The sequence below is a fragment of the Streptomyces sp. NPDC028308 genome, assembly GCF_055565855.1.
Window position 1 is genome coordinate 268,671 of record NZ_JBVHTO010000015.1, and the last position, 21,049, is coordinate 289,719.

Sequence of the window (21,049 nt, forward strand, 5' to 3'; positions counted from 1 at the left end):
TCGTGAGCGGAGCCACGGGCGCCGGAACGACCGGCAAGGAAACGGACGGCGGCCGTGGCTCCGCCACTGATGCGACCGACTCCCATGACTCTCATGGATCCCAGGGGGGAACTGTGACGGACACCCGAGGTCCGCAGGCTCAGCAGTACGCGGCCGGAGCGGGCCCGGACACACCGGCCGCCACGGCTCCCTCCACGGCGGCGGCGCCCGCCGGCTCCGCGCTCCCGGGGGAACGCCAGCCGCAGCAGGCCGCCGCCGGCCCCTACCACCCGCCGCAGGCCTACCAGCCGGCCCCGGCGGGCGCGGTACGCCGTCCCCGGACCGGCGCACGCACCACGCCGCGCACCCGCAAGGCGCGGCTCCGGGTGGCCAAGGCCGACCCGTGGTCGGTGATGAAGGTCAGCTTCCTGCTCTCCATCGCGCTCGGCATCTGCACGATCGTCGCGGCCGCGGTGCTGTGGATGGTCATGGACGCGATGGGCGTCTTCTCGACCGTCGGCGGCACGATCTCCGAGGCCACCGGCTCCAACGAGTCGAACGGCTTCGACCTCCAGTCGTTCCTGTCGCTGCCGCACGTCCTGATGTTCACGACGATCATCGCGGTCATCGACGTCGTCCTGGCCACGGCGCTGGCGACGCTCGGCGCGTTCATCTACAACCTCTCCGCGGGCTTCGTCGGAGGCGTCGAGCTGACCCTCGCCGAGGACGAGTAGCAGCGGCTCTCCGGGGCCTTCCACAGGCCCCGGGATACCGATTTTGGGACTGGCCGCGTCGTGCGCTAATCTTCAGAGGTCAGCGCGCGGGACATACACCGCAGAGCGCGGCGGGGCTATAGCTCAGTTGGTTAGAGCGCATCCCTGATAAGGATGAGGCCACAGGTTCAAATCCTGTTAGCCCCACAGTACGAAGACCCCCGGTCCGGATGGATCGGGGGTCTTCGGCGTCCACGGGGCTCGTGAAGTCGAGGGACTGGCGACTCCCCGCCGCCGGTCCTGGCCGGGACCGTCTATCCAGGCGTCGGCTACCGGCGGGCCCTGCGGTAGGCGATCAGCAGGCCCAGGAGGATGCCGACGAGGAGCGTCACGGACAGGACGATCCACAGGGGGAGGGTGACCTCGGAGACCCAGAGCCGGATGGTCACCGACTTGGTGTTGGCGGCGATGAACCAGATGGCGAGGGCTGCGAGCACGAAGAAGCCGACGGAACGCAGCCGGAAGTCCCGTCCCTTGACCGTCAAGGTGGACGGCCCATGAGGTTTCTCGGTTTTCTGGGCCATAAAGCCAGTATCAGACGGTTCGCCGGGGCTGGCGACTCAGTGGTCCCGGGCCGCCTTCCGTGTTCGGGATGCAGCCGGGGGCAACCTCAGAAGTTGCTCAGGGCTTTGCCGTGGGAGTGCCGCCGGTTTGATCGTCGTGCCATGGTCGTCCCACGTCACAGCGGGACCGCGGCCTGCGGTCGATTCATGGGGGTTGCAGATGTTCGGAGTCATGGGCGTGGGCACCGGGGTTGCCATTCTCGTCACGATCGCCGCGATCACCGCGCTGGCCGTCGTCGCGGTCCGGTGGGCCGGGGGACAGAGGCGCTGACTCGATCGGTCCGTACACGTCGGAGGCCCGGCGACTCGCAGGAGTCGCCGGGCCTCTGCCCTGTGTGGCTTTGTACGCAAGTTCGCCGCTACGTCAGGGGCGTGCCTTGTGGTGGTGCCGTGGGCTCAGCGCTGGAGGGGTGTGAGGGGCTCCGTACCGGCCTCGGCAGGGGAGTCGGCGTCGCAGGGGGCGTCCGTGTCCGCGGCCGCCTCGTCGTCGGTCGCGCGGTGGCGGCAGCTCGGTGAGGAGCCGTGGGCCTCGGCGCGGATGCGCTGCTTCATCGTGGGGGGCAGGGACCGGCTGTAGGACCAGGCCCAGGGGGATGCCGTCGGCACGGTCACGGCGGTGCCGGTGTTGCGCGGTGCCTCGGCCTGCGGTACCGCGGCGGCCGCGACGGTCGTGATCAGTCCGAGCGTCGTGCACACCGCGAGGAAGGCGGTGACGATGGCGATCCACAGCTTCATGACCTTGTTCTGGGCCATGGCCCCTCACTTTCGGGTTGGGCGATTTGCGTACTTTCCTCATGATGTGTATGAGCGCCGCGAAGTGGTGGACCGACGCCCGTGGCGCGTCGATGTTCAGATGAACACCACCCGGATGGACGCAGGGCGCCCGAAAACCCGGGATCTGCGGTGGGAAATCACAGTGTGTGATGAGTTGTCACCCTATGAACGCGCCCGGCCTCACGGTCCTACTGGGCTGCGCAGGGCGGGAGTTGAGGGCTGACGCAGGTCACCGATCGGTATCGGTCGGTGTGTATAGTCGGGCGCCAGAGGTCCCCTACGTCAAGGAAAGACGAGGTAGCGCGGTGAAGAAGCTTCTCCTGGTCGCACTGGCCGCCATCGGCGGGCTCCTCGTGTACCGCCAGATCCAGGCGGATCGCGCCGAGCAGGATCTGTGGACGGAGGCGACTGACTCCGTGCCCACGGGTTCGTGAGTAGCGACACCAGTCTCAGAACAGACCCCGGCCGTTCGTACGGTCGGGGTTTTGTGTTGTCACGGGCCGGGCGGGGCCGCCGAGGAGGCTGAATCGGGCGTGTGGGGACGGGGGAAGGCACCGTTCCCGGGTCCCGGCCGTGATCCGGAGAGTTTCGTTTCGGCCGCTCCTGATCGGAGTGCGGGCGCCGCGGGGGCGTGCGCGGCAGGATGGGCCACGGTCCGGGGGATACGACGAGGGGTGGCGCGGGATGGGGCGGCGCACGGTGGGGCGGCGCGGCCGGACACCGGTGGCGATGGTGGCGGTGCTGTGCACGGCGGGGGCCCTGGGCGTGACGGCGGTGGTGCCGGGACAGGCGGCGGCGAGTCCGTCGTCGTGGCCGGCCGGTGCCGCTCAGGGCGCCGGTGACCGTGCGGGAGCCGTTTCCGCGTCCCCTGTGCACGCCGGCCGGCTGCTCCCCTCCGACGGTGACCCGGACCCGTACGCCTTCGACGAGGACGCGAGGACGGTCGAGGGCGCGGACGGCATCACCGGGGCCGCACGCCTGGAGCCCGGTGGGACGTACCGCAGTTCCATAGCCGAGGACGGCAAGGTCTACTACCGCCTCGAACTCGACGCGGCCTCCAACGCGTACGTCTCCGCCACGGCCGTGCCCGCCCCCGGAAGCGAGGTCTCGGCGGCGGACGGCATCAAGGTGACCGTGCAGGAGGCCGACGGTTCCACCTGCTCCACCAAGTCCGCCCACATCGGTGCCACCCAGAGCCCGCACCCGATCGCCGCCGCGGCGTCCCGTGAGATCGGGCGCACGAAGTACGTGTGCCAGGAGCCGGGGACGTACTACGCGGTCGTCGAGCGCAGCGGGCCGCCCGGCTCCTCCCCGGAGGACTGGGACCTGGAGATCGGCTACGTGACGGAGCCGAGGCTGGGCAAGGCCGACGCGACGGCCGCCCCGGAGAACTGGGACTCGGCCCCGCCCGAGGGTCTCCTGGGAGAGGCCGGACGCCGCGCGGGCGGTACCGGCTTCAGCACCGCCGCTCCGCTCGGCCAGGGCGTCTGGCAGACCGGGATCGAGGCCGGGCAGACCCTCTTCTACAAGGTGCCCGTCGACTGGGGCCAGCAGGTCTACGCGGACGCCGAACTCGGCGGCGTGGACAGCGGCGGCCGCTATGTCGGCACAGCTCTGGCCATGGCGCTCTACAACCCGGTGCGGGGCTTCGTCGAGGACGTCGGCTCCGGGTACGGCGGCAGCCGGCGGTCGGCCGCGCTGCCCGTGCTGCCGCCGGTCGCGTACGACAACCGCCATGCGATCAGCGCCCGGGTGAGCGCGGTGCGCTTCGCCGGTTCTTACTACCTCGTCGTGCACCTCGGTGCCGGGGTCGCCGAGAAATTCGGGGACGGTCCGGTCCAGCTGACGCTGCGTGTGCGGGTGCGCGGCGACGCGGGGGACGGCCCGGCCTACCTCGGCAGCGCCCGGCCGGAGGGCGCGTTCGAGGTCACCGCGGAGGACCGCGCCGAGGCGTCCGGAGCGGCGGGAAGCGGCCCTGCGGGCGGTACCGGGAGCGGCGACGGCGACGGCAACGGGGACGGCGGCACCGGCGGAGTCGGTGGGAAAGCCGCGATGAAGGTGGTCGCCGCCACGGGAATCGGCTCGGGCTGTGCGCTGGTGCTCACGCTGGTCGTATGGACGGCGCTGGCACGCCGGCGCGCGAGCCCGGCGCGTGCGGGCTCCGGGCGTAGGCGGGGCCGCTGAACCCCGGTTCCTGGAGGTGGGGGCGTCGGCGAGTTCGGCACGGCGCTCAGGGCCGGTCTCCCGGCGACGGCCCGGCTGGACGTCGCGCGGGAACCTCCGATTCCGCCCCGCTCCTCTGTCTGGACGCCACGTGCGCTCTCAGCAGGCTCCCGGGGCCTGTCGGCCGGTCAGATCCTCGCCAGCGCCCAGAAGCCCACGGCGAAGCAGGCGAGTGCCAGGAGCAGCATCGGCAGGGCCACCTTGGCGGGCGGTCCCGGGCGCCTGGTGCGGTGCCGTGCGGTCGACGGTGACGGACGCGGGGTCTGCGGTGCGGGTGCCGGGGCGGCGTACGGGGCCGTGGAGACGAGCGCGTGCTGCGGCAGCGCGGTCATCGGCGCAGCGGGTTGGTGGGCGGTGGAGACGTGCGTGGACGCGTAGGGGAGGGCGTGCACGGGAGTCGGCGTCGGCAGCTCGGCGGGGGCGGGCGGCGTGTACGGCTGCACGGGGACGGCCGGTTGCGGGCGGGGGGTCTCAGCCAGGGCGCGGGGAGGCGGCAGATGGAAGCTCCCGGTGTCCGACATGGTGGACGGCTGGGGCGCGGTGTCGTCGCCGACGGCCGACGGCATCGGGTTGCCCGGAGAAACGGGGTGTGCCGTCGCGCCCGGGTGCCGGGCCTGTTCCTCCTGACCGGGAGAGTCCTGGGGAAGTACGGGTTCGGCTGCCGGGCGGGGAGGTATCGCACCGGCAGGCGGGCGGGGCGGTATGCCGGTTGCGGGGTGGGGCGGCACTCCGGCACCGGTGCCGAAGCCAGTCCCCGTGCCGAAATCGGTGCCCGTGCCGAAACCGGTACCCGTGCCGGGGCCGGTACCGGGATACGGGGGGACGGCGCCGTTGAGCGCATGCGGAGGTGTCCCGGTGCCGGGCGGCCGGGGCGTCGCACCGTGGCTCGGGCGCGGCGGGACCGTGCCGTCGGCCGGTACCTGGGGCGGCGTTCCGCCGTCGGGCCGCGGGGGGATGGGGGTGCCGTCGGGCAGCGAGGGGGCAGTGCCGGTGTCCGGCCACGGTGGCGTCGTTTCGGAGCCGTCGGGGGAGGCGGCGCCCGGGGGCGGGGGTGTCCGCGTCACTCCCGGTGCCCGGCGGAGCGGTCCCTCGGGGCCGAACCCCGCGGGCAGCGGGCCCACCTGGTCGAAGACCTCGACCAGCTCGTCGTCGGGCCCCGGCTCGGGCAGGAGTTCGATGGCGGAGGCGAGGGCCTTGCGCGCTCCCGTCGCCGTACGGAACCGTGCGTCGGGGTCGGGCTGGAGCAGCGTCGCGACGACCTGCCACAGGGGCTCGGGGATGCTCTGGGGCGCCCTGGGCGTGCCGTGGGCCGCGAAGTGCTCGATCAGCGCCTTGGCGTCGGGCTTGGCGCCTTCGAGGAGGTAGACGGCGACCAGTCCGACGGCGAACAGGTCGGCGGGGAAGTCGGGGTCGGCGCCCGTCATCTGCTCGGGCGCGAAGTAACCGGGCGTGCCGACCACGTAGTTGGTTTCCGTCAGCCGGGGCTCGCCCAGACGCATGGCGATGCCGAAGTCGGAGAGCCTGAGTCGCGGCCGGGCCGTGCCGGTCGCCTCCAGGAGCACGTTGGCGGGCTTGATGTCGCGGTGCACGACACCTTCCGCGTGCACGGCGGCGAGCCCGGCGAGGAGCTGGTCGAGCAGGGTGCAGACGAAGTGCGGGGGCAGGGGGCCGTAGTCGCCGACGAGATGGACCAGTGAGCCTCCGGCCACCAGGTCCATGGTGAAGAGGACCTTGTCGTCGTCCGCGGCCCAGCTGGCCGGGGCGAGGACATGGGGATGGTCGATCCGCAGCGCCTGCTCCCGCACGAACCGCAGCAGCGAATGCGCGTCGCTCTGCTGCAGGACCTTGGCGGCCACGTACCGGCGTCGCCGGTGGTCCCAGGCGCGCCAGACGGCACCGACTCCCCCGCGTCCGATCGGGTCGACCAGTTCGTACCGGCCGGCGAAGACCTCACCCATGGTCGTGCCTCGCTCCCCCTTCGGAGTCGGCCCGGCTGCCGCGTGCGCGGTGCCCGGTCGGCTGGAGCTCGTCGAAGTGCCCACGCCCCCGGGGCACTCCGGGGCGCCCCGCTGTCGGGCCGCCCGGCGGTGTCGGTTGCCGGGTGCCGTGCCCGGTCCGTCGTGCGGTCTCCCGCTGCGCATACCCCGTGAGGTGCCCGGCTGCCCGCCTCCCCGTGGCCGAAGGCCCAAGAGCCCTTCACCGCGGGGGTGTTGCCGCCGGGCGGTCTGCTCAGCTCTGGTGGGACTGGTAGTGCGCCACCGCGTCGGAGGTACGGCCCGCGCCGTACACCCGGAGGAACTCTGCCAGTTCCGGGTGGGTCGGGGCGAGGGTGTCCGCCGCTTCGATGATGTCCCCCGCCGCGGCCACGGAACGCAGCAGCGACTGGATCTCGCGGACCACCCGCTTCACCGTCGGCGCCCCTGAACTGCTGGTCGTCTGCGTGGTGTTGCTGAGCACCGAGCCCCCCTGGGACTTCTTGATCTCGTCCATCCGGGCGGTGGCCTCGGCCGCGCTGACACTGCCGTCCGCGACCTGCCCCGCCAGGTCCTGGAGCAGCTGGACCCGCTGGACCACCGCGGGGTTGCCGATCTTGGCGCGCTGGCCGCTCATCAGCTGCGACAGCATGGGGGCGGACAGCCCCAGTACCCCGGCGAGACGCGCCTGGTTGAGACCCAGATCGTCGATGAGCCTACGGAAGAGCGCCCCCAACGGCTCCCCGTACCAGTTCCGCTGCAGCTCCCGGGCTCTTGCGGTCGCTTCCTGCTGTGCGGCGTCCATTGCGTCTCCCCATCGCTTCCCCAAGTACGGCGGTTCGCTGCCGCGAACCACGCCGAGCATCTTACGGAGAGTGGTCGTCCACGGGGACCCCCTATCTTTTTGCGAGATCCCGGGGGTGACCCGGTACTCTGGTCTGCGGCGCCCGCCGGTGCGAGTCTCCTCCGGTCGGACGTTCCTCTTCCGGGGCCTTAGCTCAGTTGGTAGAGCGCTGTCTTTGCATGGCAGATGTCAGGGGTTCGACTCCCCTAGGCTCCACACCTCGGACCGGCCGGACGCCCTCAGCGGGCGGCTGGCCGGTTTTCGTATGCCCTTGTTTCTCCCGGTCTCCGACTCCTCCGAGGTCCCGGTGCAGCCGGTCGGTCGACGCGTGGGTGACCTGTGTCACACGTCGGGGCTTTGCTTCGTTGCATTTATTTGCGCAAATGGGCGTCGAAAACGGGGCCCGTCAGGTCTTCTCGTCGGCGCGCTGCGGCTCCGCGGTGTGGCGGTCGCCGATGGGCGGGCCTTACGGGGGCGGGGGCGGTCGCCGTCCCGTAACCGGTGCAATGCGCTCCGTTAAGGTTTTTGTGTGGATGTCATGTGTGCGGGTCATTGCAAACGTCATCGGGGACGAGTGCTGTAAACGCCGGTGCCCGCACCCGGAACCGGGGTTCCGGTTGATGTTCCACGTGAAACAACGCCGTGGGGCAGAAGACCCTCAAGTCTTCTGCCCCACGGCGTTGTTGAGGCCGGCGCGGTGGCCGGGATCAGCGGTTCTCGTCGCGGTCCGCCGACTCCTCCTCTGCTTCCTTGGCCTGAACCTCAGGGTCCAGGGCGGCCTGGCTGCCGTCCACGGCCGACAGGTGGCCGTTGTCCGGCACCTCGGTCGCGGCGGGGGGCTCGACCAGCCAGTCGGGGTTGGCCTGCTTGTCCCACCACCTCCAGGCGGCGAAGGCACCGCCGGCCACGACGCCCAGGATGGCCAGGCCCTTGGCGATCCGTCCGGCCCTGGCCCGCCGCTCGTGCTTGCGGACCAGCTTCTGGATCTCCTTGGGCGAGACCTGACCGCGCAGGGCGGCGAGTGCGGCGACTCCGCGGGCCGCGGCCTCCTTGCTCACGGGCTGGGCCACCGCGACCGCCTGGTCGATCCTCGGCTTCGAGTAGTCGGCGGCCTGGCGGGCGGCCTTGCGGGTGCGGACCGCCGCGTCGTGGGCGGCCTGGTCGACTTTCGGCGGTACGTGCGAGCGGGCCTGTTCCAGCCGGGGCGCGAGATGAGCGTCGTACTGGACGCGGGCCTGGTCGGCGGCCAGCGACACCTTCGGCGCAAGCCGTACGCGTGCCTCGTTTGCGTAGTGTGCGGCCCTGTCCTTGGCCGTGTCGGCATAGGGCGCCACCACTTCCGCGGCGTGCAGCACGCTGTCCTTTGCCGAGCCGGTCGCGGCGCGCACGCTCTCGATGCGGGTCACGGGTTTCCTCCTCCTCGGTGGCGTACGGTATTTCACCTTTCCGCCCTTATCGGGATCATGCCCGTCGGTGACCACCTGGGCATGTGAGGACGGGCATCCGGGTCACGAATGCCCCCCTCCCGGGCGAGCCTTGAGCAGTCGCCGATCACGGGATGATCGGTGACCGTCAGGCGACGATCAGGTCCAATAGCGGATTAATACAGGGCAACAGGAGCTTGTCGACGACAATGCCACGGATCGTCGTGACGCGCCCCCATCCGGGAGGACTCGACCGGTTTTCTGCAGACACCACCCCCGGACGGCTGTCCGGGGACATGATCCGGGTGCCCGGTAGAAGGAGTACCAATCGCCGGGACGAGTGGTGGCGGGCTTCGGAAAGGCCGGTCCGTGCGAGGATCGGGGAGTCAGAGAAGGCAACGGAAGGCACATCGTGGCTGAGCAGCTCTACGCCACCCTGAAGACCAACCAAGGCGACATCGAGATCCGGCTTCTGCCGAACCACGCGCCCAAGACGGTCCGCAACTTCGTCGAGCTCGCCAAGGGCGAGCGGGAATGGGTCAACCCGGAATCGGGCCAGAAGACCACGGACAAGCTGTACGACGGCACGGTCTTCCACCGGGTGATCAGCGGATTCATGATCCAGGGCGGCGACCCGCTGGGCAACGGCACCGGCGGCCCCGGCTACAAGTTCGAGGACGAGTTCCACCCCGACCTTGCCTTCGACAAGCCGTACCTGCTGGCCATGGCGAACGCCGGCCCGGGTACCAACGGCTCGCAGTTCTTCATCACCGTCTCCCCGACGGCCTGGCTGACCCGCAAGCACACCATCTTCGGCGAGGTCACCGACGCGGCCAGCCAGAAGGTCGTGGACGCCATCGCGAGCGCCCAGACCAACCCGCGCACCGACCGTCCGGTCAACGACGTCGTGATCGAGTCCGTCGTCGTGGAGACCCGGCAGGGCTGAGCCCCCGGGGTTCCGCCGGGAACCAAACGCCCCGTTCGTCCGTAGGGATGGACGGGGCGGTGCGTTCACGCACGAGCCCGGGCGGACCGCTGTGCGCCGGCCGCGCAGCCCGTCGTACGCAGAGGTGAGGGGACCCGTCATGGACAAGGTGCCAGGCAGCCCGCAGGGACCGGGCGACCACGGACCGCAGGACGCCCAGAGCCTGCCCGCCTGCTATCGGCACCCCGACCGCGAGACGGGCGTCCGGTGCACCCGCTGCGAGCGCCCCATCTGCCCCGACTGCATGGTCAGCGCCTCCGTCGGCTTCCAGTGCCCCGAGTGCGTGCGCGACGGATCCGGCACCGGACACGCCCCTGACGCCGCCCGGCCCCGCACCCTCGCGGGAGGCACGGTCGCCGCCGACCCCCGGCTCGTCACGAAGATCCTGATCGGCCTCAACCTCGCCGCGTTCCTGCTCCAGCAGACGGTCGGAGACCGGTTCACGAGCCGCTTCCAGCTCGTCGGCCGGGGCTACGACTCGGTGCTCAACTCGGTCCAGGGCGTCGCGGAAGGCCAGCCGTACCGGCTGCTGACGTCGATGTTCCTGCACAACGGCCTCACGCACATCGCCTTCAACATGCTTCTGCTGTGGTGGATGGGCGGGCCGCTGGAGGAAGCCCTCGGCCGGGCCCGCTACCTCGTCCTCTACGTGGTGTCCGGCCTCGCGGGCGGGGCGCTCACGTATCTGATCGCCGCGCAGAACCAGCCCTCGGTCGGGGCGTCCGGAGCGATCTACGGCCTGTTCGGTGCGACCGTCGTCCTGCTGCGCCACCGGGACTACGACCTGCGCCCGGTCCTGATCCTGCTCGCGGTGAACCTGGTCGTCACCTTCACCGTGCCCGACATCGCCTGGCAGGCCCACGTCGGCGGGCTGGTCGCGGGGCTCGTCGTCGGGTACGCCATGGTCCACGCCCCGCGGGAGCGGCGGAGCCTCGTGCAGTACGGGACCTGTGCCCTGGTCCTGGCCGTGGTGGTCGTCATGACGCTGGTCAGGACCGGTCAGCTGACCTGAGTGACCGATGTTGTCCACAGACTGTGGCGGATCTTGTGCACGCTGTGCGGGAACAACTGTGCCCCCTGTCGCTGACCCGAGTTTTCCCAGGTAGGACAGGGGGCGAACAGACTTCCGCATCCCGGTAGGCCAGTCACACCGGCGTCAACACCCGGTGGGTTATCCACAGATCGTCGTTCTTTTTCCCCACTGTGGAAAACTTCTGTGGATAACTCAGTGGATAGCTGGGGGCAGAGCTCCGTCCACCCGGCAGTGGGCCACCGTTATCCCACCGGGAACGACGTCACTTCCACTGCGTGGAGACGCCGAATCCCGCCGCGATGAAGCCGAAACCGACCACGATGTTCCAGTTGTCGAGCGCGTCGATCGGCAGTGAACCGTCGGTCACGTAGAAGACGACGATCCAGGCCAGGCCGATGAGGAACATGGCCAGCATGACCGGGGCGACCCAGCTGCGGCTGTTCAGTTTGATGGCCGTCGTCTGCTTGGACGGCGGCGGCGTGTAGTCGGCCTTCTTGCGGATACGTGACTTCGGCACGAGGGTCTCTCCTGTCGATGCGCTGCGTGGCCGCGCAGGGAACTGGGGCGGGCTCCGGGGCAGCGTACAAGGGGACACTGAGTGCTCCCCCGGGCGTCCGTTAGCGTAGTGCTTCCGCGGCGCCTAAGGAGATAAGGGTACGTTGAGCAATTCTGCCGACTCCCCCGGGACGGGTCCCACCCCTGGCCGCACGCGCCGTTTCCGGCCCGTGCGGGTGCTCACCGTAGCGGTGTTCGCCCTGGCGGGCCTCATCTTCTTCACCAGCTTCAACACGGCCAAGGGCACCAATATCCGTACGGATGCGTCCATGCTGAAGCTCTCCGACCTCATCCAGGAGCGGAGTCACAAGAACGGGCGGCTCGACGAGTCCAACGGGGCCCTGCGCGACGACGTGGAGTCCCTCGCCGAGCGGGACGACGGCCGCACGGCGGCCGAGGACGCGAAGCTGGCCGCGCTGGAGAAGAACGCCGGCACCCGGAAGCTGCGGGGCAAGGCCATCACGGTCACGCTGAACGACGCCCCGCCGAACGCGACCGCCAAGCTGCCGGGCTATCCCGAGCCCCAGCCGGACTACCTGGTGATCCACCAGCAGGACCTCCAGGCCGTGGTGAACGCGCTCTGGCAGGGCGGCGCCGAAGGCATCAAGGTCATGGACCAGCGGCTGATCTCCACCAGCGCGGTCCGCTGCGTCGGCAACACCCTGATCCTCCAGGGGCGGGTCTACTCGCCGCCCTACAAGATCCAGGCGGTCGGTGATCCCGCCAAGCTCCAGAAGGCGCTGGCGGCCTCCGCGGCGATCCAGAACTACATGGTCTACGTCAATGTCTACGGGCTCGGCTGGAAAGTCGAGGAGGACGGGAAGGTGACTCTTCCCGGCTACTCGGGCACAGTGGATCTCCACTACGCGAAGCCCGTGGAGTAGCGAGCGGTCCGCGGGCGGGCGCGGTGGCCGGAGTAGCGGAGCAGCTGCCACTGGGGGGCCTGTGTCGGTGCGTGTGGTCGTCCGGACGCTCAGCGAACTGTGCATCACCGTCGGCGCTCTGATCGTGCTCTTCGTCGTCTACGTGCTCTTCTGGACCGGCGTGAAGGCCGACGGCGTCATGGACCGTCAGATCGACGAACTCCAGGACCGCTGGTCGCAGGGGAGCGTCCGGCCGGTGCCCTCGGGAAGCGGCACACCAGGCGGAAGCGGAAGCTCCGCGGAGCCCGCCGCCACCGCACCGGCGAGACCCGGGCCGTACAAGAACGACGAGCCGTTCGCGATCATGTACGTGCCGCGTCTTGGTTTCACGTGGAACAAGCCCGTGCTGGAGGGGACCGGCACCGGCACCCTGAAGAAGGGGCTCGGGCACTACGCGCGCACCGCCCGGCTCGGGCAGCGGGGCAACTTCGCGGTCGCCGGGCACCGCCGGACCTACGGCGACCCCTTCAAGGACTTCCCCCGGCTGCGCCCCGGGGACGCGGTGGTGCTGACGGACGGCACGACCTGGTTCACGTACCGGATCGACACGAAGCCCTACCGGACACTGCCCGGTGATGTCGCGGTCGTCGACCCCGTACCGAGGAAATCGGGGTACACGCGTGTGGGCCGGTACCTCACACTGACGACCTGCGAGCCGGAGTGGGGGCACAGTCACCGGTTGATCGTCTGGGCGCATCTGGATTCCACCCAGCCTGTGGAGGCCGGGAAACCGGAGGCGCTGCGCCGTTAGTCTGGTGACGTACGGCGTGAGTCCGGTGGGGTAGGGCGTGACTCTGGTGCCGTGGTGCTACGGAAGGGACGGCATGTACGGCTGGATCTGGCGGCATCTGCCGGGGAACGCATGGGTGAGGGCGTTGATCTCCCTCGTCCTGGCCCTCGCGGTGGTCTACGTGCTCTTCCAGTACGTCTTCCCGTGGGCCGAACCGCTGCTGCCCTTCAACGATGTGACGGTGGACGACCAGTGAGCACGCGGATTCTCGTCGTCGACAACTACGACAGCTTCGTCTTCAACCTGGTCCAGTACCTGTACCAGCTGGGCGCCGAGTGCGAGGTGGTGCGCAACGACGAGGTGTCCACGGCGCACGCCCAGGACGGCTTCGACGGCGTGCTGCTGTCGCCGGGACCGGGCGCCCCGGAACAGGCGGGCGTCTGCATCGAGATGGTCCGGCACTGCGCCCGGACCGACGTCCCCGTCTTCGGCGTCTGCCTCGGCATGCAGTCGATGCAGGTGGCGTACGGCGGGGTGGTGGACCGCGCGCCGGAGCTGCTGCACGGCAAGACCTCCCTCGTCGAGCACGGGGGCACGGGCGTCTTCGCCGGACTGCCGTCCCCCTTCACGGCCACGCGCTACCACTCGCTGGCCGCCGAGCCGCTGACCGTCCCGGCCGAGCTGGAGGTCACGGCACGCACGCACGACGGGATCGTGATGGGCCTGCGCCACCGTGAACTGCGGGTCGAGGGCGTGCAGTTCCATCCCGAGTCGGTGCTGACCGAGCACGGTCACCGGATGCTCGCCAACTGGCTGGCGGAGTGCGGGGACCATGACGCGGTGGCGAGGTCGGCGGGGCTCGCCCCGGTGGTGGGCAGGGCCACGGCGTGACCGCGCTGCGCCCCGAGCGCGACAGCTCCCCCCACGGCGGCGAGGCCGCGTACGGGGGCGCTGGCGCGTTCGAGGGCGCCGAGGCGTTCGGGGCGCCGGCGGGACGGCCCGCCGATCCCCTGACGGACCCGCTCACCGCGCAGCCCGGGCCGGGGGTCCAGGAGGAGTGGTACGACCCCGCCGGGTACGCGCGGGACTGGTACGGGTCGGCCGAGGGGACGTACGCGGCGCCGGCGCAGCCGTACCAGGAGACCCCGCAGCCCTACGCGCAGTACGGCGGGTACGGGCAGCAGGAGGGCCCGCGCGGGCACGAGGAGCCGTACGCGTCTCCCCGGACGGCGCCGGGTGTCCCCGCGTACGAGGCTCCGCACGCGGCTCCCACCCTCGTCCAGCCGGTCGTGGCGCCGCAGTTGCCGGACGACGAGACGGTGGCGCTGCGGATCGCGGACGTGCCGGGCGGGGCCGGGGGCTCCCGGGGCGGGGCCGGGAGCGAGTCCATACGCCCGCCAGGCGGCCGAGCGGCCCGCCGGAAGGCCGCCGGACGCCGAGGACGGCACGGAGGCGCGCAGACGGCCGTGGAGACGCCCGCGGACGGGCCGTCGGGGGTGCCCCGGTCCCGGCTGGAGGCGCGGCGCGCGGCGCGGGCCCGGCGGCCCGGTGCGGCCGTCGTGGTGAGCCGGATGATCGGCGAGGTCTTCATCACCACGGGCGTCCTGATGCTGCTGTTCGTGACCTACCAGTTGTGGTGGTCGAACATCCGGGCACACCAGCAGGCCGGCAGCGCGACGCACAACCTCCAGGAGGACTGGGCGAACGGCAAGCGGAAGCCGGGGGCGTTCGAACCGGGACAGGGGTTCGCCATCCTGCACATCCCCGATCTGGACGTCGTGGCGCCGATCGCGGAGGGCATCAGCAAGTCGAAGGTCCTCGACCGCGGGATGGTCGGGCACTACGACAAGGACAGCGTGAAGACGGCGATGCCCGAGGACAAGACGGGCAACTTCGGGATCGCGGGGCACCGGAACACCCACGGCGAACCGTTCCGGTACATCAACCGTCTCAAGCCGGGCGACCCCATCGTGGTCGAGACCCAGGACGAGTATTTCGTCTACGAGATGGCGTCGATCCTCCCGGTGACGCCGCCCTCGAACACCGCCGTGCTGGACCCCGTCCCCAAGGGGTCGGGTTTCACCAGCGCCGGGCGCTACATCACACTGACCACGTGCACGCCGGAATTCACCAGCAAGTACCGGATGATCGTCTGGGGCAAGCTGGTCGAGGAACGGCCGCGCAGCAAGGGCAAGCCGGACGCGCTCGTCCAGTAGGAGCGCGGGGAGCGGCTTCCCCGGGCCTTCCGGACGACCCGGGTGCCCCGGGACGCATTGTCGAGACGGATCAGACGGGGCGGATGCACAGTGGCAGCGAGGACGGACCACGACGAGCGCGCCGACACCGGTGCCGACGCCGGCGAGGTGCCCGCGCCTCGCCGCCGCGGCGGCCGGATCGCGATGGCCGTCAGTGTCTTCGGTGAACTCCTCATCACGGCCGGGCTGGTGCTCGGCCTCTTCGTCGTCTATTCGCTGTGGTGGACCAACGTGATCGCCGACCGGACGGCGCACAAGGAGGCCGACCAGGTCCGCGACGACTGGCTGGAGGGCCGCGGCGGCGGCCCCGGCGCCCTGGACACGAAGAACGGCATCGGCTTCCTGCACGTGCCGACCATGCGGAACGGCGAGGTGCTGGTCAAGAAGGGCACGTCGTCCGAGGTCCTGAACAACGGCGTGGCCGGCTATTACATGGACCCCGTCAAGTCGGCCCTCCCGCAGGACAAGAAGGGCAACTTCGCGCTGGCCGCCCACCGCGACGGTCACGGCGCCAAGTTCCACAACATCGACAAGCTCGAAAAGGGCGACCCGATCGTCTTCGAGACCAAGGACGACTGGTACGTCTACAAGGTCTTCTCGGTCCTCCCGGAGACCTCGAAGTACAACGTGCGGGTCCTGGGCGCCGTCCCGAAGGAGTCGGGCGTGAAGAAGGCGGGCCGCTACATCACCCTGACGACCTGCACGCCGGTCTACACGTCCCGCTACCGCTACGTGGTCTGGGGCGAGCTGGAGCGGGTCGAGAAGGTCGACGCCGACCGTACGCCGCCGAAGGAAATGCGCTGACGGAAAGCGGTACGACGGAGCCCCGGCACCCTTCGTGGGTGCCGGGGCTCCGTCGTGCAAGGACCCGGTGCGGGCGGAGCGGCTAGTCCTCCGTGCGGAACACGGTGCCGGTGACGCCTCCGAAGAAGCCGCCGTTGCCGCCGTTGCCCCCGTTGTCGCCCTGTTGCTGGCCGGTGGTGGTCAGGTTGACCGCGGTGCCCTGGTCGACCTGGCTGCCGGCCGGGGGATCGGTGATCAGGACGATGGCGTTGTCGTCATTGCCGCCCGTGATGTTCCCGACCTGAAGGCCCGCCTCCTGGATCGCCTTCTTGGCGTCCTTGAGGCGCTGGCCCGTCACACCCGGGACGGCCACCTTCTGCTTCTCGGCGGCCTTGCCGATCTGGATGGTGACCTTCGACTGCGGATCGACCGTGGAGTTGGCCGAGGGGGCGGTCTGGAGCACCTTGCCGACCTTCGCGGCGTCGGCGGTCTCGACGTCCTGGCACTCGCCGACCAGGTCGTTGGCCTGCATCTGCTGCTTGGCCTCGTCACAGGACTTGCCGGTGACGTCCGGGACGGTGGCCTGCTTCTTCTCCTTGGCGATGGTGAGGGTGATCGTCGATCCCTTCTCCACCTCCTTGCCCGGGTCCGGGTCCTGGGCGAGCACGGTGCCCGGATCCTGGCTGGACTCCTTTGACCTGGTCTCCACGTCGAACTGGTACTTGTCCGCCTCGAGCTTCTTCTTGGCCACGGCCAGGGGGTCGTCGATGACGTTCGGCACGGCGACCTTCGGGGCCCCGGTCGAGACTACGAGGTTGATCGTGTCGCCCTTGTTGACCTCGGTCTTGGCCACGGGGTCCTGGGAGCAGATGCTGCCGGTCTTCTGGTTCTCGCAGGGCTTCTTCGTGAACGTGAGCTGCAGCTCCCGGTTCTCCGCCATCTGGACGGCGTCGGCCTTGGTCTGGCCCACGAAGTCCGGTGCCGGGAACGGTTCGTCGCCCGAACCGCCGCCCCCGAAAGCCCACTTGCCGATGAGGATCGCACCCACGAGGACCAGGATTCCCGCGACGACCAGCAGGATCGTCGAGGTGTTGTTCTTCTTCTGGCGCCGGCGGTCGGGCCGGTCGTCGTAGCCGTACCCGGCGTCGTCCGGGTTCATCGGGGGCAGCATCGACGTGGCCTGCCCGTCCGTGGACCGCAGGGCCGTGGTCGCCTGGTCGTCGGGGTAGCCGCCGTAGCCGACGGAACCCATGGCGGCCGTGGCGCCCACGGGCTGGCCGTCGAGGCAGGCCTCGATGTCCGCGCGCATCTCGTCCGCGGACTGGTAGCGGTAGTCGGGGTCCTTGGTCAGCGCCTTGAGGACGATCGCGTCCATCTCGGGCGTGATCTCGGGGTCGAAGACGCTCGGCGGCTGCGGCTCCTCGCGGACGTGCTGGTAGGCCACCGCCACCGGGGAGTCCCCGACGAACGGCGGACGCACGGTCAGCAGCTCGTACAGCAGGCAGCCGGTGGAGTAGAGGTCGGAGCGGGCGTCGACCTGCTCGCCCTTGGCCTGCTCCGGGGAGAGGTACTGCGCGGTGCCGATGACCGCCGCGGTCTGCGTCATCGTCATGCCGACGTCGCCCATCGCGCGGGCGATGCCGAAGTCCATGACCTTGACCTGGCCGTTGCGCGTGAGCATGACGTTGGCCGGCTTGATGTCACGGTGGACGATGCCGGCGCGGTGGGAGTACTCCAGCGCCTGGAGGATGCCGATGGTCATCTCCAGCGTGCGCTCGGGCAGCAGCTTGCGCCCGGAGTGCAGCAGCTCGCGCAGCGTGGAACCGTCGACGTACTCCATCACGATGTACGGGATGGAGATGCCCTCGATGTAGTCCTCGCCGGTGTCGTAGACGGCGACGATCGCGGGATGGTTGAGCGAGGCGGCCGACTGGGCCTCCCGGCGGAAGCGGGCCTGGAACGACGGGTCGCGCGCGAGGTCCGCGCGCAGCGTCTTCACCGCCACGGTGCGGCCGAGCCGGGTGTCGTGGGCGAGGTGAACCTCGGCCATGCCACCACGGCCGAGCACCTGGCCCAGCTCGTACCGGCCGCCGAGGCGACGCGGCTCTTCCATAGCTACCTACCAGCCCTCTCCGTCAGTCCCGACCGCACCTTTGTGTGGTCCGGCGGTGTGCTGTCCGGGCATACCGTACCCGGATCGCTTTGTGTGACCTGGCCAAGACCGTCACCCGATACAGGACCGGTATCGCAACGTGCACCGATGCGCAGGGGACGTGACGGGGGTCACTTCTTGCTGTCGAGAACCGCCTTCATCACGTCCCTCGCGATGGGCGCCGCGAGGCCGCCACCGGAGATGTCGTCGCGGTTGGCGCTCTCGTCCTCGACGACGACGGCCACGGCGACCGGGGAGCTGCCGTCGCTCTGCTTGGCGTAGGAGATGAACCAGGCGTACGGGTTCTCGCTGTTGTCGACACCGTGCTGCGCGGTACCGGTCTTGCCGCCGACCGTGATGCCGTTCTCGTTGATCTGCGCCTTCTGGCCGGTGCCGTCCTTGACGACCGTCTCCATCATCGACTGGAGGATCTGGGCGTTCTCCTCGGAGAGCGGCTCGCTCATCTTCTGCGGCTCGGTCTGCTCGATCACGTCCAGGTTCGGCGCCTGGAGCTTGTCGACCATGTACGGCTTCATGAGCGTGCCGTTGTTGGCGACGGCCGAGGCGACCATGGCCATCTGGAGCGGGGTCGCGGCGGTCTCGAACTGGCCGATGGAGCTGAGCGCGGTCTGCGGCCGGTCCATCTTCGTCGGGAAGGTCGAGGCGCTGGCACGCACCGGCGTGAACTGCTCCTCGTTGAAGCCGAACTTCTCGGCCTGCTCGACCATCTTGTCGCGGCCGAGGTCGGCGCCGATCTTGCCGAAGACCGTGTTGCAGGAGACCCGGAGCGCCACGCGCATGGTGGCGTTCTCGCAGGGGATGTTCCCCTCGTTCTTCAGCTCCGTCGTCGTGTCCGGCAGGGTGTACGGCAGCGGCGTCTTGGTCTTCTGGTCCGCGCTCGTGTACTTCCCGTTCTCCAGAGCCGCGGCCGCGGTGACGACCTTGAACGTGGAGCCCGGCGGGTAGGTCTCGCGCAGCGCCCGGTTGAGCATCGGCTCGTCCGGGTCGTTCTTCTTCTGGATCTTCGTCCAGGCCTTGCTGTCCGTCGTCGTGGAGTTCCCGGCGAACGTCGACGGGTCGTACGACGGGGTGGAGGCCAGGGCGAGGATCGCGCCGGTCTGCGGGTCGATCGCGGCGACGGCGCCCTTGCCCTGCCTCAGCAGGCCCTGGTACGCGGCCTTCTGCGCGGCCGAGTTGAGGGTGGTGACGACGTTGCCGCCCTGCTTCTTCTTGCCGGTCAGCATGTCGAGGGTGTTGCGGAAGAACAGCCGGTCGTCGTTGCCGGTGAGGATGCCGTCGTCGATGGACTCCAGCTGCGTGGCCCCGAAGGCCTGGGAGGCGTACCCGGTGACCGGCGCCCACATGGCGCCGTCCTTGTAGGTCCGCTTGTACGCGAAGTCGCTGTTGTCGGTCTTCTTCGAGCCGGTGATCGACTTGCCGTCGACGATGATGTCGCCGCGCGGGGTGGCGTAGCGCTCGATGGCGACACGGCGGTTCTTGGGGTCGTCCTTGAGGGAGTCGGCCTTGACGTACTGAAGCCAGTTGTCCCGGATCAGCAGGGCGAGGACGAGCAGCCCGCAGAAGATCGCGATCCGGCGCAGGGGCTTGTTCACGGGCGGACCACCTGGGTCATCTCGGCGTCGGGGTTGGGGGCGGGGGCGGGCGCGGGCCGCCTGGCGGTGTCGCTGATGCGGATCAGGATGGCGATCAGCGCCCAGTTGGCGATGACCGAGGAACCGCCGGACGCCAGGAACGGCATGGTCATACCGGTCAGCGGGATCAGGCCCATGACGCCGCCGGCGACCACGAAGACCTGGAGCCCGAAGGCGCCGGACAGACCGACGGCCAGCAGCTTGCCGAACGGGTCGCGGGCGGCGAGGGCGGTACGGATGCCACGCTCGACGATCAGGCCGTAGATCAGCAGGATCGCCATGACGCCGGCCAGGCCCAGCTCCTCGCCGAAGGTGGCGAGGATGAAGTCGGAGTTGGCGGCGAACCGGATCAGCTCGGAGTGGCCCTGGCCCAGACCGGTGCCGAGGGTGCCGCCGGAGCCGAACGCCCAGAGCGCCTGCATGGCCTGCTCGGAGTGGACGACGCCGTCGTTGGTCCCGGCCTGGCTGAGCGCGTACTCGCGCATCGGGTCGAGCCAGGCCTGGACACGGGTCTGGATGTGCGGTTCGAAGGTGGCCACGCCGACCGCGCCGGCGGCGGACATCAGCAGACCGAAGACGATCCAGCTGGTCCGCTCGGTGGCGACGTACAGCATGATCACGAACATGCCGAAGAACAGCAGCGACGTACCGAGGTCGGTCTCGAAGACCAGGATCAGGATGGAGATGAACCAGACCACCAGGATCGGGCCGAGGTCACGTCCGCGCGGCAGGTAGAGGCCCATCACCCGGCGGCTGGCGAGGGCCAGCGCGTCCCGCTTGACCATCAGGTAGCCGGCGAAGAACACCGCGAGGACGATCTTCGCGAACTCACCGGGCTGGATGGAGAATCCGGCGATCGAGATCCAGATCTTGGCGCCGTAGATGTTGGCGCCGAGCCCCGGCACCAGCGGCAGAAGCAGCAGCACCAGGGCCGCGACCATCGAGATGTACGTGTAGCGCTGCAGCACCCGGTGGTCCTTCAGGAACACCAGCACCACCACGAACAGCGCGATGCCGAGCGCGGTGTACAGCAGCTGGCGCGGCGCGGCGCCGCCGGCCTGGTTGATCGACTGCAGCAGCTTCGACTGGTCGAGCCGCCAGATCACCACCAGCCCGAGCCCGTTCAGCAGCGTCGCCAGCGGCAGCAGCAGCGGGTCGGCGTACGGCGCGAACTTGCGGACCACGAGGTGGCCGACGCCGGCGAGCAGGCCGAGGCCGAGGCCGTAGCTCAGCAGGCCGGGCGGCACCGAGTCGTTGATGGCGAGGCCCACGTTGGCGTAGGCGAACACCGGGATGACGACGGCGAACACCAGCAGCGCCAGCTCGGTGTTGCGTCGGCTCGGCGTACCGATCGAGCCGATCGTGGACGTCTGGTGCGTCGACGGGTTCGTAGTACTGCTCATGGTGTGACAGGGCCCCTCACGGCTG

At 70.0% G+C, this 21,049-nt stretch carries 20 protein-coding genes and 2 tRNA genes; 13 read left to right on the top strand and 9 right to left on the bottom strand.

Annotation, left to right across the window (positions count from 1 at the left end):
- Positions 1-2: 2 nt before the first annotated feature.
- Positions 3-713: a DUF3566 domain-containing protein gene (locus ACZ4VA_RS33270; RefSeq protein ID WP_355783101.1), complete on the top strand. Its 711-nt coding sequence runs from the start codon at positions 3-5 to the stop codon at positions 711-713.
- Between the two features lie 112 nt (positions 714-825).
- Positions 826-899: transfer RNA gene (locus ACZ4VA_RS33275), tRNA-Ile, on the top strand.
- Positions 900-1,021: 122 nt separating this feature from the next.
- Here the strand turns inward: ACZ4VA_RS33275 and ACZ4VA_RS33280 are convergent.
- On the bottom strand, positions 1,022-1,276 hold the full coding sequence (locus tag ACZ4VA_RS33280; RefSeq protein WP_356163692.1) for a lipopolysaccharide assembly protein LapA domain-containing protein: 255 nt from the start codon (positions 1,274-1,276) through the stop codon (positions 1,022-1,024).
- Between the two features lie 435 nt (positions 1,277-1,711).
- The gene (locus ACZ4VA_RS33285; RefSeq protein WP_389390151.1) at positions 1,712-2,068 is read right to left on the bottom strand and encodes a DUF6344 domain-containing protein; all 357 of its coding nucleotides are present in this window, start codon (positions 2,066-2,068) and stop codon (positions 1,712-1,714) included.
- Between the two features lie 326 nt (positions 2,069-2,394).
- On the opposite strand from ACZ4VA_RS33285, the gene ACZ4VA_RS33290 reads away from it, so the two are divergent.
- Together ACZ4VA_RS33290 and ACZ4VA_RS33295 are read left to right on the top strand one after the other, a co-directional pair.
- On the top strand, positions 2,395-2,523 hold the full coding sequence (locus ACZ4VA_RS33290; protein ID WP_003999697.1) for a DLW-39 family protein: 129 nt from the start codon (positions 2,395-2,397) through the stop codon (positions 2,521-2,523).
- A gap of 250 nt (positions 2,524-2,773) precedes the next feature.
- The gene (locus ACZ4VA_RS33295) at positions 2,774-4,273 is read left to right on the top strand and encodes a hypothetical protein (protein WP_468083665.1); all 1,500 of its coding nucleotides are present in this window, start codon (positions 2,774-2,776) and stop codon (positions 4,271-4,273) included.
- 167 nt (positions 4,274-4,440) lie between these two features.
- Here the strand turns inward: ACZ4VA_RS33295 and ACZ4VA_RS33300 are convergent, their stop codons facing one another.
- Positions 4,441-6,270 carry a serine/threonine-protein kinase gene (locus tag ACZ4VA_RS33300; RefSeq protein WP_468083667.1) on the bottom strand — a complete coding sequence of 610 codons (1,830 nt, stop codon included), beginning with the start codon at positions 6,268-6,270 and terminating at the stop codon, positions 4,441-4,443.
- 271 nt (positions 6,271-6,541) lie between these two features.
- The gene (locus ACZ4VA_RS33305; protein WP_355789710.1) at positions 6,542-7,090 is read right to left on the bottom strand and encodes a helix-turn-helix domain-containing protein; all 549 of its coding nucleotides are present in this window, start codon (positions 7,088-7,090) and stop codon (positions 6,542-6,544) included.
- A 182-nt stretch (positions 7,091-7,272) separates the two neighbouring features.
- On the opposite strand from ACZ4VA_RS33305, the gene ACZ4VA_RS33310 reads away from it, so the two are divergent.
- Positions 7,273-7,345: transfer RNA gene (locus ACZ4VA_RS33310), tRNA-Ala, on the top strand.
- Between the two features lie 491 nt (positions 7,346-7,836).
- On the opposite strand, the gene ACZ4VA_RS33315 is transcribed toward ACZ4VA_RS33310, so the two are convergent.
- Entirely contained in the window at positions 7,837-8,535 is a 699-nt protein-coding gene (locus tag ACZ4VA_RS33315; RefSeq protein ID WP_468083669.1) for a DUF5324 family protein, read from the bottom strand.
- Positions 8,536-8,965: 430 nt separating this feature from the next.
- On the opposite strand from ACZ4VA_RS33315, the gene ACZ4VA_RS33320 reads away from it, so the two are divergent.
- Positions 8,966-9,499 carry a peptidylprolyl isomerase gene (locus ACZ4VA_RS33320; protein WP_355787582.1) on the top strand — a complete coding sequence of 178 codons (534 nt, stop codon included), beginning with the start codon at positions 8,966-8,968 and terminating at the stop codon, positions 9,497-9,499.
- Positions 9,500-9,638: 139 nt separating this feature from the next.
- Positions 9,639-10,550 (top strand): rhomboid family intramembrane serine protease, encoded by a 912-nt coding sequence (locus ACZ4VA_RS33325; protein WP_355787579.1) that lies wholly within the window; start codon positions 9,639-9,641, stop codon positions 10,548-10,550.
- Positions 10,551-10,833: 283 nt separating this feature from the next.
- On the opposite strand, the gene crgA is transcribed toward ACZ4VA_RS33325, so the two are convergent.
- On the bottom strand, positions 10,834-11,088 hold the full coding sequence (gene crgA, locus ACZ4VA_RS33330; RefSeq protein WP_355787576.1) for a cell division protein CrgA: 255 nt from the start codon (positions 11,086-11,088) through the stop codon (positions 10,834-10,836).
- A gap of 142 nt (positions 11,089-11,230) precedes the next feature.
- On the opposite strand from crgA, the gene ACZ4VA_RS33335 reads away from it, so the two are divergent.
- The 6 genes from ACZ4VA_RS33335 to ACZ4VA_RS33360 all read left to right on the top strand — a co-directional run bounded on the left by ACZ4VA_RS33335 (position 11,231) and on the right by ACZ4VA_RS33360 (position 15,838).
- Positions 11,231-12,010, top strand: a complete 780-nt coding sequence (locus ACZ4VA_RS33335) for a DUF881 domain-containing protein (RefSeq protein WP_355787574.1) — start codon at positions 11,231-11,233, stop codon at positions 12,008-12,010.
- Between the two features lie 67 nt (positions 12,011-12,077).
- Positions 12,078-12,800: a class E sortase gene (locus ACZ4VA_RS33340; protein ID WP_355787571.1), complete on the top strand. Its 723-nt coding sequence runs from the start codon at positions 12,078-12,080 to the stop codon at positions 12,798-12,800.
- Positions 12,801-12,837: 37 nt separating this feature from the next.
- Entirely contained in the window at positions 12,838-13,035 is a 198-nt protein-coding gene (locus tag ACZ4VA_RS33345) for a hypothetical protein (protein WP_356163697.1), read from the top strand.
- Complete coding sequence (locus ACZ4VA_RS33350; RefSeq protein ID WP_468083672.1) at positions 13,032-13,670, top strand: aminodeoxychorismate/anthranilate synthase component II; 639 nt, start codon at positions 13,032-13,034, stop codon at positions 13,668-13,670. Before ACZ4VA_RS33345 ends, ACZ4VA_RS33350 begins: the two co-directional genes overlap by 4 nt.
- On the top strand, positions 13,667-14,995 hold the full coding sequence (locus ACZ4VA_RS33355) for a class E sortase (protein WP_468083674.1): 1,329 nt from the start codon (positions 13,667-13,669) through the stop codon (positions 14,993-14,995). The genes ACZ4VA_RS33350 and ACZ4VA_RS33355 overlap by 4 nt, the downstream gene beginning before the upstream one ends.
- Before the next feature lie 90 nt (positions 14,996-15,085).
- Positions 15,086-15,838, top strand: coding sequence for a class E sortase (locus ACZ4VA_RS33360; protein WP_468083676.1), 753 nt, complete (start codon positions 15,086-15,088; stop codon positions 15,836-15,838).
- Between the two features lie 82 nt (positions 15,839-15,920).
- Here the strand turns inward: ACZ4VA_RS33360 and pknB are convergent, their stop codons facing one another.
- The 3 genes from pknB to ACZ4VA_RS33375 all read right to left on the bottom strand — a co-directional run bounded on the left by pknB (position 15,921) and on the right by ACZ4VA_RS33375 (position 21,024).
- Positions 15,921-17,930 (bottom strand): Stk1 family PASTA domain-containing Ser/Thr kinase, encoded by a 2,010-nt coding sequence (pknB, locus tag ACZ4VA_RS33365; RefSeq protein ID WP_355781748.1) that lies wholly within the window; start codon positions 17,928-17,930, stop codon positions 15,921-15,923.
- Positions 17,931-18,100: 170 nt separating this feature from the next.
- On the bottom strand, positions 18,101-19,582 hold the full coding sequence (locus tag ACZ4VA_RS33370) for a peptidoglycan D,D-transpeptidase FtsI family protein (protein WP_452918754.1): 1,482 nt from the start codon (positions 19,580-19,582) through the stop codon (positions 18,101-18,103).
- Positions 19,579-21,024 (bottom strand): FtsW/RodA/SpoVE family cell cycle protein, encoded by a 1,446-nt coding sequence (locus ACZ4VA_RS33375; RefSeq protein ID WP_355781754.1) that lies wholly within the window; start codon positions 21,022-21,024, stop codon positions 19,579-19,581. The genes ACZ4VA_RS33370 and ACZ4VA_RS33375 overlap by 4 nt, the downstream gene beginning before the upstream one ends.
- Positions 21,025-21,049 lie beyond the last annotated feature (25 nt).

Bases quoted from the DNA above. Each gene is read 5' to 3' on its own strand.
- ACZ4VA_RS33325 (WP_355787579.1), top strand. From the start codon at position 9,639: ATGGACAAGGTGCCAGGCAGCCCGCAGGGACCGGGCGACCACGGACCG.
- ACZ4VA_RS33295 (WP_468083665.1), top strand. From the start codon at position 2,774: ATGGGGCGGCGCACGGTGGGGCGGCGCGGCCGGACACCGGTGGCGATG.
- ACZ4VA_RS33375 (WP_355781754.1), bottom strand. From the start codon at position 21,024: ATGAGCAGTACTACGAACCCGTCGACGCACCAGACGTCCACGATCGGC.
- ACZ4VA_RS33300 (WP_468083667.1), bottom strand. From the start codon at position 6,270: ATGGGTGAGGTCTTCGCCGGCCGGTACGAACTGGTCGACCCGATCGGA.
- ACZ4VA_RS33280 (WP_356163692.1), bottom strand. From the start codon at position 1,276: ATGGCCCAGAAAACCGAGAAACCTCATGGGCCGTCCACCTTGACGGTC.
- ACZ4VA_RS33305 (WP_355789710.1), bottom strand. From the start codon at position 7,090: ATGGACGCCGCACAGCAGGAAGCGACCGCAAGAGCCCGGGAGCTGCAG.
- ACZ4VA_RS33285 (WP_389390151.1), bottom strand. From the start codon at position 2,068: ATGGCCCAGAACAAGGTCATGAAGCTGTGGATCGCCATCGTCACCGCC.
- pknB (WP_355781748.1), bottom strand. From the start codon at position 17,930: ATGGAAGAGCCGCGTCGCCTCGGCGGCCGGTACGAGCTGGGCCAGGTG.